10 protein-coding genes are annotated in these 12,481 nt (G+C 57.1%); 3 read left to right on the plus strand and 7 right to left on the minus strand.

Going from position 1 to position 12,481, the window contains the following annotated elements; genetic code table 11:
- Positions 1–56: 56 nt before the first annotated feature.
- The gene (locus ABLV30_RS06705; protein ID WP_265801566.1) at positions 57–1,814 is read right to left on the minus strand and encodes a DEAD/DEAH box helicase; all 1,758 of its coding nucleotides are present in this window, start codon (positions 1,812–1,814) and stop codon (positions 57–59) included.
- A 148-nt stretch (positions 1,815–1,962) separates the two neighbouring features.
- Between ABLV30_RS06705 and rsuA the strand changes: the two genes are divergently transcribed.
- From rsuA to ABLV30_RS06720, 3 genes are all read left to right on the plus strand, one after another.
- A complete protein-coding gene (gene rsuA / locus ABLV30_RS06710; protein ID WP_102802925.1) occupies positions 1,963–2,682 on the plus strand; it encodes a 16S rRNA pseudouridine(516) synthase RsuA in 720 nt (239 codons plus the stop codon).
- Positions 2,679–3,875, plus strand: a complete 1,197-nt coding sequence (locus tag ABLV30_RS06715; RefSeq protein ID WP_014230177.1) for a Bcr/CflA family multidrug efflux MFS transporter — start codon at positions 2,679–2,681, stop codon at positions 3,873–3,875. Before rsuA ends, ABLV30_RS06715 begins: the two co-directional genes overlap by 4 nt.
- 330 nt (positions 3,876–4,205) lie before the next feature.
- Positions 4,206–4,550, plus strand: a complete 345-nt coding sequence (locus tag ABLV30_RS06720; RefSeq protein WP_004122937.1) for a YejG family protein — start codon at positions 4,206–4,208, stop codon at positions 4,548–4,550.
- A gap of 3 nt (positions 4,551–4,553) precedes the next feature.
- On the opposite strand, the gene yejF is transcribed toward ABLV30_RS06720, so the two are convergent.
- The 6 genes from yejF to mepS all read right to left on the minus strand — a co-directional run bounded on the left by yejF (position 4,554) and on the right by mepS (position 12,472).
- On the minus strand, positions 4,554–6,143 hold the full coding sequence (gene yejF, locus ABLV30_RS06725) for a microcin C ABC transporter ATP-binding protein YejF (RefSeq protein WP_102802924.1): 1,590 nt from the start codon (positions 6,141–6,143) through the stop codon (positions 4,554–4,556).
- Between the two features lies 1 nt (position 6,144).
- Complete coding sequence (locus ABLV30_RS06730) at positions 6,145–7,170, minus strand: ABC transporter permease (protein WP_004852714.1); 1,026 nt, start codon at positions 7,168–7,170, stop codon at positions 6,145–6,147.
- Positions 7,170–8,264, minus strand: coding sequence for a microcin C ABC transporter permease YejB (locus tag ABLV30_RS06735; protein WP_004122930.1), 1,095 nt, complete (start codon positions 8,262–8,264; stop codon positions 7,170–7,172). The genes ABLV30_RS06730 and ABLV30_RS06735 overlap by 1 nt, the downstream gene beginning before the upstream one ends.
- Before the next feature lie 9 nt (positions 8,265–8,273).
- Positions 8,274–10,079, minus strand: coding sequence for an extracellular solute-binding protein (locus ABLV30_RS06740; protein ID WP_049083600.1), 1,806 nt, complete (start codon positions 10,077–10,079; stop codon positions 8,274–8,276).
- Between the two features lie 70 nt (positions 10,080–10,149).
- Positions 10,150–11,712, minus strand: coding sequence for a cyclic di-GMP phosphodiesterase (locus ABLV30_RS06745; RefSeq protein ID WP_064374521.1), 1,563 nt, complete (start codon positions 11,710–11,712; stop codon positions 10,150–10,152).
- 190 nt (positions 11,713–11,902) lie between these two features.
- Complete coding sequence (gene mepS / locus ABLV30_RS06750; protein ID WP_004122922.1) at positions 11,903–12,472, minus strand: bifunctional murein DD-endopeptidase/murein LD-carboxypeptidase; 570 nt, start codon at positions 12,470–12,472, stop codon at positions 11,903–11,905.
- Positions 12,473–12,481: the final 9 nt, after the last annotated feature.

A 12,481-nucleotide genomic window follows, 5' to 3' on the forward strand; every position in this document is an offset into this window, starting at 1 on the left:
GGCATTATAGCCGCCATAGGTGTTTGCAGCAACCAAAACCTCAGACGTGAGGGCGATTAGCGTAGTTCGTTGGCCCGGCGGAATCGGCCCTGATAATCAAATACTTTCTCCCGCACCTGCCAGTATTGCCCCTTCATGCGCGCCACGACAAAGTCCGGATGGCGCAGAAGCGCCTGCTGGGCGAGGATATCGGCGGGCGTTATCCAGCGCAGCGGTACGCCCGGCGTTCGGGTATGCGGGCGGATAAAGAGCTGCTCAAAGGCGGTGCGCTGGGCGGGCGTATGCAGTCGGAAGCGCTCACTAACATCCGCGCCATCTTCATCGTAATAGGTGATTTTTAGCCAGGCGCCTTTATCATCCGCGCCGTGCTGCAGATCCATTCCACTACAGCGCAGCACCAGCGCATCTTTAAGCTTCAGCGCGGCTTTCAGCATGTCGTCGGGGTCGACCAGGATGGTATCGCACTCGCGGCAGCGGCGGGCGGCGATATCGTTTTCCGCGTTACACTGCGGGCAGTTTTTAAAGCGAAAACGAAAATCACACTGCTCGCGATGGCCTTCGTCATCCTCAAACCAGCCCTGACAGCGGCGGCCAAAGTGTTCAATCAGCGTGCCGTCGGCGGTGGTTTTCCCCCAGAACGTATTGGCGAAACCGCATGCCGGGCAAAAAACCTGGACCGGCACGTTGTCGCTTTTCCCCTTCGGTGTTCCCACTTCAGGCGCGTAAAGGTCGTGCGGATTACCGGCGTAATCGAGAATCAGGCAGTCCGTTTTACCCGGCGCCAGGCGCAGGCCGCGGCCGACGATCTGTTGGTAAAGGCTCACCGACTCGGTCGGGCGCAGGATGGCGATCAGATCGACATGCGGGGCATCAAAGCCGGTCGTCAGTACCGCGACGTTAACCAGATAGCGGTACTGCTGAGCTTTAAACGCGTCGATGATGCGATCGCGCTCCGGCCCCGGCGTTTCACCGGTGATTAAGGCCGCTTCGCCCTGCGGAAGCAACCCGGTCACTTCGCGGGCGTGTTCAACGGTGGCGGCGAAAATCATCGCCCCTTTGCGCGTTTGGGCGAATTCAACGATTTGGCTGACGATATGCGGCGTGACGCGCTGCTGTTTTTTCAGTTCGTGGTTTAAATCAGCCTCGCTGAACAGGCCGTTACTTTGCGCCTGCAGGCGGCTGAAGTCATATTGAACCACCGGCATATCCAGCCGCTCCGGCGGCGTCAGGTAGCCGTTCTTAATCATATAGCGCAGCGGCAGCTCGTAGATGCAGTCGCGAAATAGCGCGTTTTCATCACCGCGCACCATGCCGTGGTAGTGGAACTGGTAAATCCACCCCTTACCGAGGCGAAAAGGCGTCGCAGTCAGCCCCAGCAGGCGCAGGTGCGGATTGACCTGCTGAAGGTGGCTGATAATCTGCTGATACTGGCTGTCATCATCGTCGCTGATGCGGTGGCACTCGTCGACGATCAGCAGCGAAAACTCGCCCTGAAACTGGTCGAGGTTGCGGGCGACCGACTGCACGCTGCCAAAGACCACTTTACCGTGGCTCTCTTTACGCTTGAGGCCCGCGGCGAAAATATCCGCTTCCAGGTCGAGCGCGCAATACTTGGCGTGGTTCTGCGCCACCAGCTCTTTAACGTGCGCCAGCACCAGCACGCGACCGCGCGCCAGGCGCGCAAGTTCGGCGATAACCAGGCTTTTACCTGCGCCTGTCGGCAGCACAATCGCGGCAGGTTCATGATGGCGGCGAAACCAGGCGAGCGTCGCGTCGACCGCCTCTTTTTGGTAGGGACGTAATGTAAATGTCATGAATTTATGGCGGTTAATTAACTCGCGAATAGTATGCCACGAATCTTTTCCCTTGAGTGGTGTTAATAGCCCGTTATACTACCCCATGAAATTCTTCTTTTTCGGGCGCGTTGCCCGCTCCAGCACTTGTACAGGCTAAAAAAATCTCATGCGACTTGATAAGTTTATCGCTCAGCAACTTGGCGTTAGCCGGGCTATTGCCGGGCGTGAAATCCGCGGCAGCCGCGTTACCGTGGACGGCGACATTGTAAAAGACTCCTCCTTCAAGCTTCTGCCGGAGCATGACGTCGAGTATGACGGCAATACGCTGGTTCAGCAGACCGGCCCGCGCTACTTTATGCTCAACAAGCCGCAGGGTTACGTTTGTTCCACCGACGATCCGGATCATCCGACGGTCCTTTATTTCCTCGACGAGCCGGTGGCGCACAAGCTGCATGCCGCGGGGCGTCTGGATATCGATACCACCGGACTGGTATTGATGACCGACGATGGCCAGTGGTCGCACCGCATTACTTCCCCGCGCCACCATTGCGAAAAAACCTATCTGGTGACGCTGGAAAATCCGGTGGATGAATCCACCGCCGAGCAGTTTGCCAAAGGCGTTCAGCTGCATAATGAGAAAGACCTGACCAAACCGGCGGTGCTGGAAGTGGTGACGCCGACCGAAGTCCGCCTGACCATTAGCGAAGGGCGCTACCATCAGGTGAAGCGGATGTTTGCCGCGGTGGGGAATCATGTGATTGGCCTGCATCGCGAACGTATTGGCGATATCGCGCTTGATGCGTCGCTGGCGCCGGGTGAATATCGTCCGCTGACGGCAGAAGAAATTGCCAGCGTTGGCGGCCAACATGCGCGGAGTAAAACGTGACGGCAAAGCAGAATTCTTCATTAGGGATTGTGTTTATTCTTGGCCTGCTGGCCATGTTAATGCCGCTGTCGATTGATATGTATCTTCCGGCGCTGCCGGTGATTGCGGCGCAGTTTAATGTGCCGGACGGCAGCGCGCAGATGACGCTCAGTACCTATATTCTGGGCTTTGCCCTGGGCCAGCTTTTATATGGCCCAATGGCGGACAGCATGGGGCGTAAACCGGTGATACTGGGCGGTACGTTGGTTTTTGCCGCGGCGGCGGTGGCCTGCGCGCTGTCGCAGACTATCGATATGCTGATCACCATGCGCTTTTTCCACGGCCTGGCGGCCGCGGCGGCGAGCGTGGTGATTAACGCCCTGATGCGCGATATCTATCCCAAGGAAGAGTTCTCGCGGATGATGTCGTTCGTCATGCTGGTGACCACCGTCGCGCCGCTGGTGGCGCCGATGGTCGGCGGAGCGGTGCTGGTGTGGTTTAGCTGGCATGCGATCTTCTGGATCCTCGCGGTGGCGGCGCTATTAGCCTCGGCGATGATCGCCTTCTTTATTAGCGAGACCCTACCGCCGGAACGCCGGCAGAAATTTCATATTCGCACTACGCTCGGCAACTTCGCGACGCTGTTTCGCCACAAGCGGGTGCTGAGCTATATGCTGGCAAGCGGTTTCAGCTTCGCCGGGATGTTCTCGTTTCTGAGCGCCGGCCCGTTTGTCTATATCAATATCAACCACGTTTCACCGCAGCACTTTGGCTACTATTTTGCGCTGAACGTCGTCTTCCTGTTTGTCATGACCATGATCAACAGCCGCTTTGTGCGGCGGGTTGGGGCGCTGAATATGTTCCGCGCCGGGCTATGGATCCAGTTTGCGATGGCGGCGTGGATGGTCGTGTGCGCGCTGTTTGGCGTGGGGTTCTGGGCGCTGGTGTTTGGCGTGGCGGCGTTCATCGGCTGCGTTTCGATGGTCTCCTCTAACGCGATGGCGGTGATTCTCGATGAGTTTCCGCATATGGCCGGGACCGCTTCCTCGCTGGCAGGGACGTTCCGTTTCGGGATTGGCGCCATTGTCGGCGCGCTGCTGTCGATGGCGACGTTTACCACCGCCTGGCCAATGCTGATTTCTATCGCCTTCTGCGCCAGCAGCTCCATCCTCTTTTACCTCTACGCCAGCCGACGGCGCAAAGCCGCGCGCTAAGCGACTTTCAGGGGGCGATATCGCCCCTTTTTTTGATGCATGTCAACCAAATCTGGCTTCTCTGTTCAGCGATTTGTTTATTTTATGTAAAATCAAATCGTTCAAAAAGTCGCATGATTGCGATAAAAAAGTTGTTTTAGATCACAGAAACGGGTACATATAGCCCGAAGATGTTCCATCTGCACAATTATAAACTTTTACATTACAAACCAATAACACGGCTATGCCACTGGTGTAAGCGTTTTCTGTGCAGGAAGAGGACTGGTTGTCAATAATGTGTTAGTATTGATGTAAAATTATTGTGAAGTATTTTGCTTCCGGGGTAAACACGTGAATACACTGCAACTCTCTATCGTACACCGTCTGCCGCAGAGCTATCGCTGGCTGGCCGGTTTTGCAGGTTCAAGAGTTGAACCGATTCCGCAAAACGGCGCCCAGAGCGAAAACAGCCTCGTGGCGTTGAAATTACTCAGCCCCGATGGCGAAAGCGCGTGGCCGGTCATGCATAAGCTCAGCCAGGCGCTTAGCGACATCGAGGTCGACAGCTCTGTCGTTGAATGCGAAGGGGAACCGTGCCTGTTTGTTAACCGTCAGGACGAATTCGCTGCAACCTGCCGCCTGAAAAATTTCGGCGTGGCGATTGCGGAACCTTTCTCCGGCAACAATCCCTTCTGACCGTCAGCTTAACGCCAGCAGCTGACGGGTATACTCCTGCTGCGGAGCGGTAAATACGCGCTCGCACTCACCTTGCTCGACGACTTCTCCCTGCCGCAGCACCATCACCTGATGACACAACGCCCGCACGACGCGTAAATCATGGCTGATAAAAATATAGGCCAGCTGATGCTTTTGCTGTAACGCCTTCAGCAGCGCGAGGATTTGCGCCTGTACGGTTTTATCCAGCGATGAGGTGGGCTCATCCAGCACGATAAGCTGCGGTTTGACGACCAGCGCCCTGGCGATCGCGATGCGCTGACGCTGGCCGCCGGAGAAGGCGGCAGGGTAGCGATGCCGTGAGTGTGGATCGAGGCCGACCTCCTGCATCACCTGAATCACCGCCTGCTCCCGTTCGGCCGGCGTGAGCGTCGGTTGATGGACGCGCAATCCCTCTTCGATAATTTGCAGCACGTTGAGCCGCGGGTTTAGCGATGAGTTAGGATCCTGAAAGACCACCTGCATGCGACGACGCAGCGGCAGCATCTGCCGGCGATTACGTCCCTGAAGCGCCTCACCGTCAAAGGCGATCGCGCCATCGGAATGAATCAGACGCAGAAGCGCCAGCCCGGTGGTGCTTTTGCCCGATCCGGACTCGCCGACCAGCCCCAGCGTTTCTCCCGCGCGCAAATGAAAGCTGAGGCCGTTAACGACCCGGTTATGATCGACAACTCGCCGCAGCAGACCTTTACGTATCGGGAAGGCGATAGTCAAATTTTCCGCCCGCAGCAACACCGGGGCATCGGGTGCGAGCGGGACGGGATCGCCCGACGGCTCGCTATCCAGCAGGCGGCGGGTATAAGGGTGTTCGGGGGCGGAAAACAGCGCCCGGCAGCCGTTTTGTTCCACGCAGCGGCCGTTCTGCATCACCGCGACGCGGTCGGCGAGCTGACGAACGATGCTCAGATTATGGGTGATAAACAGCAGCCCCATATTCAACTCTTGCTTCAGCTCCCGCAGCAGCGTGAGGATTTGCGCCTGCACCGACACGTCCAGCGCGGTGGTGGGTTCGTCGGCGATAAGCAGCTCCGGGCGGGTTAACAGCGCCATGGCGATCATCACCCGCTGGCGCTCGCCGCCGGAAAGCTGATGGGGATAGTCGGCCAGCCGCCGGGGCGCGTTGCGGATGCCGACGCGATCGAGGCAGTCGAGGATTTCCCCGCGCGCCGCTTCTTTGCGCATCCCGCGATGCAAAGAGAGCACTTCGTACAGCTGTTTTTCCAGAGTATGCAGTGGATTAAGCGAAACCATCGGCTCCTGAAAGATCATCGCAATGCGGTTACCGCGCACGCCGCGCAGGGTGCGTTCATCCGCGTGCAGCAGCGACTGGCCGTGAAAACGGATGTCGCCGGCAGGATAGCTGACCGGCGGCGACGGGAGTAGCCGCAGCACCGATAGCGCGGTCACGCTCTTCCCGGAGCCGGACTCGCCGACCAGCGCCAGGGTCTCGCCGACGGCAATCTGCAGCGACAGTTCGCTGACGACGGGGATAGTCTCACCCTGCTGGCGAAAGGCGATGGAGAGGTTATCGATATCTAACAAAGGTTGCGTCATGCTACACCGCCTTGCTTGGGTCAAAGGCGTCGCGAACCGCTTCACCAATAAAAATCAATAACGTCAGCAGGACCGCCACCGACAGAAAGGCGGCGATGCCCAGCCAGGGCGCCTGCAGGTTGTTTTTACCCTGCAACAGCAGTTCGCCCAGCGAAGGGGAGCCCAGCGGCAGGCCAAAACCGAGGAAATCGAGCGAGGTCAGGGTGGTTATCGAACTGCACAGAATGAACGGCAGGAAGGTCAGGGTGGCGACCATGGCGTTAGGCAGCATATGGCGCAGAATAATGGCGCGATCGCTGACGCCGAGCGCCTGCGCGGCGCGGATATAATCATAGTTACGGGTGCGCAGGAACTCAGCCCGGACCACGCCGACCAGCGTCATCCAGCCGAACAGCACGGTAATGGCCAGCAGCCACCAGAAGTTGGCCTGTACAACGCTTGAGAGCAGGATAATCAGAAACAGCGTCGGCATTCCCGACCAGACTTCGATAAACCGCTGCCCCCAGAGGTCAATCTTCCCGCCGTAATACCCCTGAACGGCACCGGCCATCACCCCCAGTACGCTGGAGAAGAAGGTCAGCAGCAGTCCAAAGAGAATGGAAATGCGCGTGCCGTACAGAATACGCGCCAGCACGTCCCCGCCGTTGGCATCGGTGCCCAGCCAGTTCTGTCCTGACGGCGGCGAAGGGAAGGGCGCGTCGGTGGCGAAATTAATGGTCGTCGCGCCGAAACGAACCGGCGCCCACAGGGCCCAGCCGTTATCCGCCAGCCGTTTTTGCAGCCACGGGTCCTGATAGTCGGCGGCGGTGGCAAAGCTGCCGCCGAAGGTGGTCTCACTGTAGTTTTTCAGGAGCGGAACGTAGAAGCTGCCGCGGTACTGGACCAGCAGCGGCTTATCGTTAGCAATAAGCTCTGCGCACAGGCTACAGGCGAAAAGCGCTAAAAAGAGCCATAGCGACCAGTAGCCGCGGCGGTTGTGGCGAAAACGCGCCCAGCGGGCCTGATTGACGGGACTAAAAAATGACATTAGCGGCCCTCAAAATCGATTCGCGGATCGACCAGCGTATAGCTGATATCGCTGATGATATTCAGCAGCAGGCCAATCAGGGTAAAAATATACAGCGTGCCGAACATGACCGGGTAATCGCGAGATACGGTGGCCTCATAGCCCAGCAGCCCCAGTCCGTTTAGCGAGAACATCACCTCAATCAGCAGCGAGCCGGTAAAAAACATACTGATAAAGGTGGCCGGGAAACCGGCAATCACCAGCAGCATCGCGTTGCGAAACACGTGGCCCCAAAGGATCTGCTTTTCGCTGACGCCCTTGGCGCGTGCGGTAACCACGTACTGCTTGCGGATTTCATCAAGAAAGCTGTTTTTGGTCAGCATCGTGAGGGCGGCAAAACCGCCGATCACCGTTGCCAGCACCGGTAGGGTGATATGCCAGAGATAGTCGAGGATTTTTTGGTACCAGGGCAGGCTGTCGAAGTTGGCTGACACCAGCCCGCGCAGCGGAAAGAGATCGAAATAGCTGCCGCCGGCAAAGATAACGATCAGCAAAATGGCAAACAGGAACGCCGGGATGGCATAGCCGATAATAATCAGCGTACTGCTCCAGACGTCAAAATGGCTGCCGTTGCTGACCGCTTTACGGATCCCCAACGGAATCGACACCAGGTAGATGATGAGCGTACTCCACAGGCCCAGGGTGATTGAGACCGGCAGGCTGTCTTTAATCAGCTGCAGTACCGATGAGCTGCGAAACAGGCTATCGCCAAAATCAAAGCGCAGATAATCACCGAGCATTTTAAAATAACGCTCGTGCAGCGGCTTATCAAAGCCGTAGCGGTGGGTTATCTCAGCAATCACCTCCGGGTCCAGCCCGCGCCCGCCGCGATAGTGCCCATCGCTGATGTTGCTGACCCCGGTACGCGCATGGCTGGCGGCCATGCCGCCATCTCCGGCGCCGGGCAAGCCGCCGCGGTCGCCGAACTCAATCGCCGCGATCGCCTGATCGACCGGACCGCCGGGCGCGATCTGCACAATAAAAAAGTTAATGGTGATAATCGCCCACAGGGTGGGGATGATGAGCAGTAGTCGGCGGAGCAGATATGCACCCATCTTAATTCCTTAGCGTCTGTCCGCGGGGAGTCTGGCCGCTTTGCTTGCGTCGTACCACCAGTTTTCGAAACCGGAGGAGTAGACCGCGCGGGTCTGCGGGAAGGAGAATTTGTCCCAGTATGCGGTTCGGTCCTGCGCCATATACCACATCGGCAGCATGTAATAGTTCCAGGTCAGCACGCGGTCGAGAGCCCGGCCCAGCGGCAGCAGCTTTTCTTTATTACCCTGCCAGCGAATAATCTGCGCGATGAGCCGGTCGACGGCCGGGCTTTGTACCCCTGAGGCGTTATAGCTGGAGTTAATATATTCGGAGTCCCAGGAGACTTGCAGGTCGGTGCCGGGCCAGGGCGTGGCGCGCCAGACGTTGGGCATCATGTCGTAATCCCGGCTGCGCTTGCGGTTACTGTACTGGGAGTTGTCGACCTGGCGAATATCCATGACGATGCCGAGCCGCTGGAGGTTGTGCTGGAAGGGCAGGACCCAGCGATCGCTGCTGCCGGAAGGAAGCAGCAGCTCAAAGCGTAACGGTTTGCCGCTTTTCGCATTAACCCGCCGCTGGTTTTTCACTATCCATCCCGCCTGGTTAAGGATGGCATCCGCCTTCAGCAAGTTTGCGCGTTCGAAACCATCGCCGCTGGAAACCGGGGGACGGTATATCTGCGTGAAAACTTCGGCCGGGATCTCTTTTTTCAGCGGCGTTAACAGCGCCAGCTCGTCGGCATTCGGATAATCGCGCGCCGCGTATTCGGTATTCTGAAAGAAGCTGTTGGCGCGGCTGTAGGAGTGATAAAACAGCGCCTTATTCATCCATTCAAAATCAAAGGCGAGGGTAATGGCTTCGCGTACCCGGCGGTCGGAAAATACCGGGCGCTGAATGTTAAAGGCCAGCCACTGCGTATTCTGCGCCGAGGTGTTGGTGTATTCATCTTTAACGATATAGCCGTGGGTAAAATTGCGCCCGACGTAGCGGGTAGCCCAGTTCTTGGCAACGTTCTCTTCGCGACGGTCGACGGCGCCGGCCTTAAAGGCTTCGAAAGCGACGTTGTCGTCCAGGTAATAGTCGTAGCGCAGCGTATCGAAATTCCAGCGCCCGCGGTTGACCGGTAAGTCGGCGGCCCAGTAGTCCTTAACCCGCGAGTAGGTAATGTACTGGCCCATGCGCCAGGCGGTGATGCGATACGGGCCGCTGGCCAGCGGTGGGGCGGATAGCGGGTCGCTGAGTTTATGGTTTTTCCAGAATTTTTCCGGCATCACCGGTAGCGTCATCAGGCTAAGCATGTTCTCTTTGCCCGGTTTGGCTAAATCAATGCGTACGGTGAGCGGAGCGATGGCTTTTACGGTGGTGCCTTTATAATAGAGGCGAAACTGCGGCACCCCTTCGGTCATAAACTTCTGGAAGGTAAACGCGACATCGCTGGCGGTGACGGGGCTGCCATCGTGATAGCGGGCGCGGGGATTGAGCGCGATCTCCATCCATGAAAAATCATCGGCATAGCGCGTATGCTCGGCGATCAGCGGATAGTAGCTGCCGGGTTCATCATCAGAGGTGGTGAACAGCGTGTCGTATAAGCTTTCGGTACGGATACCGGGGTTGCCGCGCATGGCGTAGCGATTGAAATTATCAAAAGTACCGATGGCCGCGAGGGTAATCGCCCCGCCTTTAGGCGCGGCGGGGTTGGCATAATCGTAATGGTCAAAGCCCGCGGCGTATTTCGGTTCGCCGATAATAGCGAACCTGTCGCTCTCTTTAATCGTTTGCGCCTGGCTCTGCAGGCTAAATAAGGTCAGCAGGATCAGGCTGATGCGTGCAAAAATAACCAGGATGACGCCCTCCAATGTCAGACCTGAAGCGGCCTGACCTTTGATAGCAAATAATAAAGGACCCTTAGCGGCTTGTGAAATATTTCGCCGGTTCATCATGGGCGGCGATCAGCGCGTCCAGCGTCAGCGGCCGGCTTAACCAGTAGCCCTGTAAATAGTTTACCCCGTGGTCGCGCAGCCATTCCGCTTGTTCCTGCGTTTCCACCCCTTCAGCGACCGTGGTGAGCTTCAGGCGGCGGCTCAGGGTGATAACGGCATCAAGCACCGGTGAGGTGACGGTCTCAGTGCCGATAGCCTGCACGAAGCCGCGGTCTATCTTCAGGTAATCAAAGTTATAGCGCTCCAGATAGATTAGCGCGCTATGACCGGTACCAAAATCATCAATCGCAATTTCAAAGCCCTGTTCGTGCAGCCAGTCGAAGTTCCCTAAGGAGCGATTCTTATCGATCATCGCGCGCTCGGTGATCTCCAGCACCACGCTAAAATGGCCGGCCGGCATGGCGGCGGCGAAATGCTGAAGGTCTTGCTGAAAGCTGCCTGCGTGCAGATGAAGGGGGGAGATATTTATCCCCAGCTTGCTCCCTGCGGGCAGGAGCGTTTGCAGAACAGGCGCATCCTGCGCAATCAGTTTTAACAGATGGCGGGTGAGCGGAATAATGATCTGCTGGGTTTCAGCAAGGTTGATAAACACATCGGGAGGGATCTCGCCGGCCACGGGATGTCGCCAGCGCATCAGCACCTCAACGCCGCTGATGTGCAGCGTCTCTGACCTCACCACCGGTTGATAAACCACATAGAACTGATCGTTTTTGATCGCCAGCAGCAGCTCTTTGCGCGGGTCCGATTTAATCGTCAGGATGTAGTAGCTTAAAAGCCCCGCCAGCAGCCCGCACACGACGCCCAGCAGCAGAGCAAACTGCGTATTCTCCGCCAGCCAGCTGTTCGCGTAGAGATAAACCTTCAGCGGCAGGCCGTCGATTTGCGTCTGGCGAATGGGCGGCGAGAGCAGCGTCTGCGGGTCGATAAGTTGGTTGCTGAAGGTGGAAATGGCGGTGTCCTTAATGGCCAGCGCCAGGCCGCTGAAATCATTCTGTCGGGCTGAGTAGAGAATATAGGGCGTCAGGTTGGCATTAATCGAGACAAAAATACCGTCTTTCCCGCCGTGTGGGCTGCGGACCCACAGCGCCAGCGCGGCGCTTTTCGGCATCATTGGCGTCCCGGGCAGAATCGCCATATCGACCGCTTGAGTAAGATTAAGCTGCGGAATGAGCTGGGTTAAGGGCGTGTTCATAGCGCCTGTGGCGGAGGAGCAAAACGCAAGGCCATTTTTGACCAGCAGGATGGCGCGGACGTTCGGGCTGAATGCCGCATGGGCGGTTAAGCCTGAGGCAACGTTTTCACAGGGTTGATCGACCAGCGGCTGCATGCCCTGAATCGTCTGATTCAAATCGTGAAAGTAGTCCTGCAGATACGTATGAACGTTGTGAATAATGGCGTCGAAACGCTCCGCACGGTTGTGATAAATCACCATAAACTGGATGCTACCGGCCAGCAGGGCGACGGCTATTCCAACACATATGCTGGTCAGCCAGATTTTTCGCCGGGGAGCGAGATGACGGGTAGGCATAGGCTATATAGTCAGTCCGTATTGTTGATTTGCGCCAGGGGGCTGATAGAAATCGCTTTTTCTATCCCTGCTTAAAGACATCGCTTATTTTACGAAGTTTCCTGGCTGGCGAGCAAAAAAAAAACACCGCCTCGGCAGTGTTTTTTTATTTCTTTCGTTGGCCAAGGGATTAACCAACGGCAGAAGACGATTACGAACGGCTCAGAACGCGTCGCGCTTCGTTATAGCGCTTTTTCCAGTACGGCTCATCCATGCTTGAAATCGTCACACCGCTGCTGGTGGAAGCATGAACAAACTGATTGTTGCCGATGTAGATCCCTACATGGCGGCCCGTGGAACCTGCACGGAACAGAACTAAATCACCGGTGCGCAGCTGCGCGCGGCTGATCGATTTTCCGGAATCCTGCTGCTCTGAAGTCGAGCGCGGCAGTTCCAGGCCAAACTGTTCACGGAAAGTCCGTTGCACAAAGGCGGAACAATCGATGCCTTTACGGGTGCTGCCGCCGAGGCGGTAACGCACGCCCTTCCAGCTGGCATATTGATCCATCAAGCGGGACTTAACGTCCAGGTTGCGGACCATCGTTTCAAATTCATCCTGAGAGGCTTGCAGTGATGATAAATCGCCACTACCCACAGCAAGCGTCTCAGAATGCATATTCCTGGCGGTACTATTTGAACTACACGCGGAAAGCAGAACCGCAACTGCAATCGCGGGGGCGACCCGCAAGATATATCTCAAAATCGGCTGAGATTTGACCATGCTGTGTGT

It is taken from the genome of Klebsiella sp. CN_Kp113, assembly GCF_040064585.1.
Classification (GTDB): Bacteria; Pseudomonadota; Gammaproteobacteria; order Enterobacterales; family Enterobacteriaceae; genus Klebsiella; species Klebsiella michiganensis.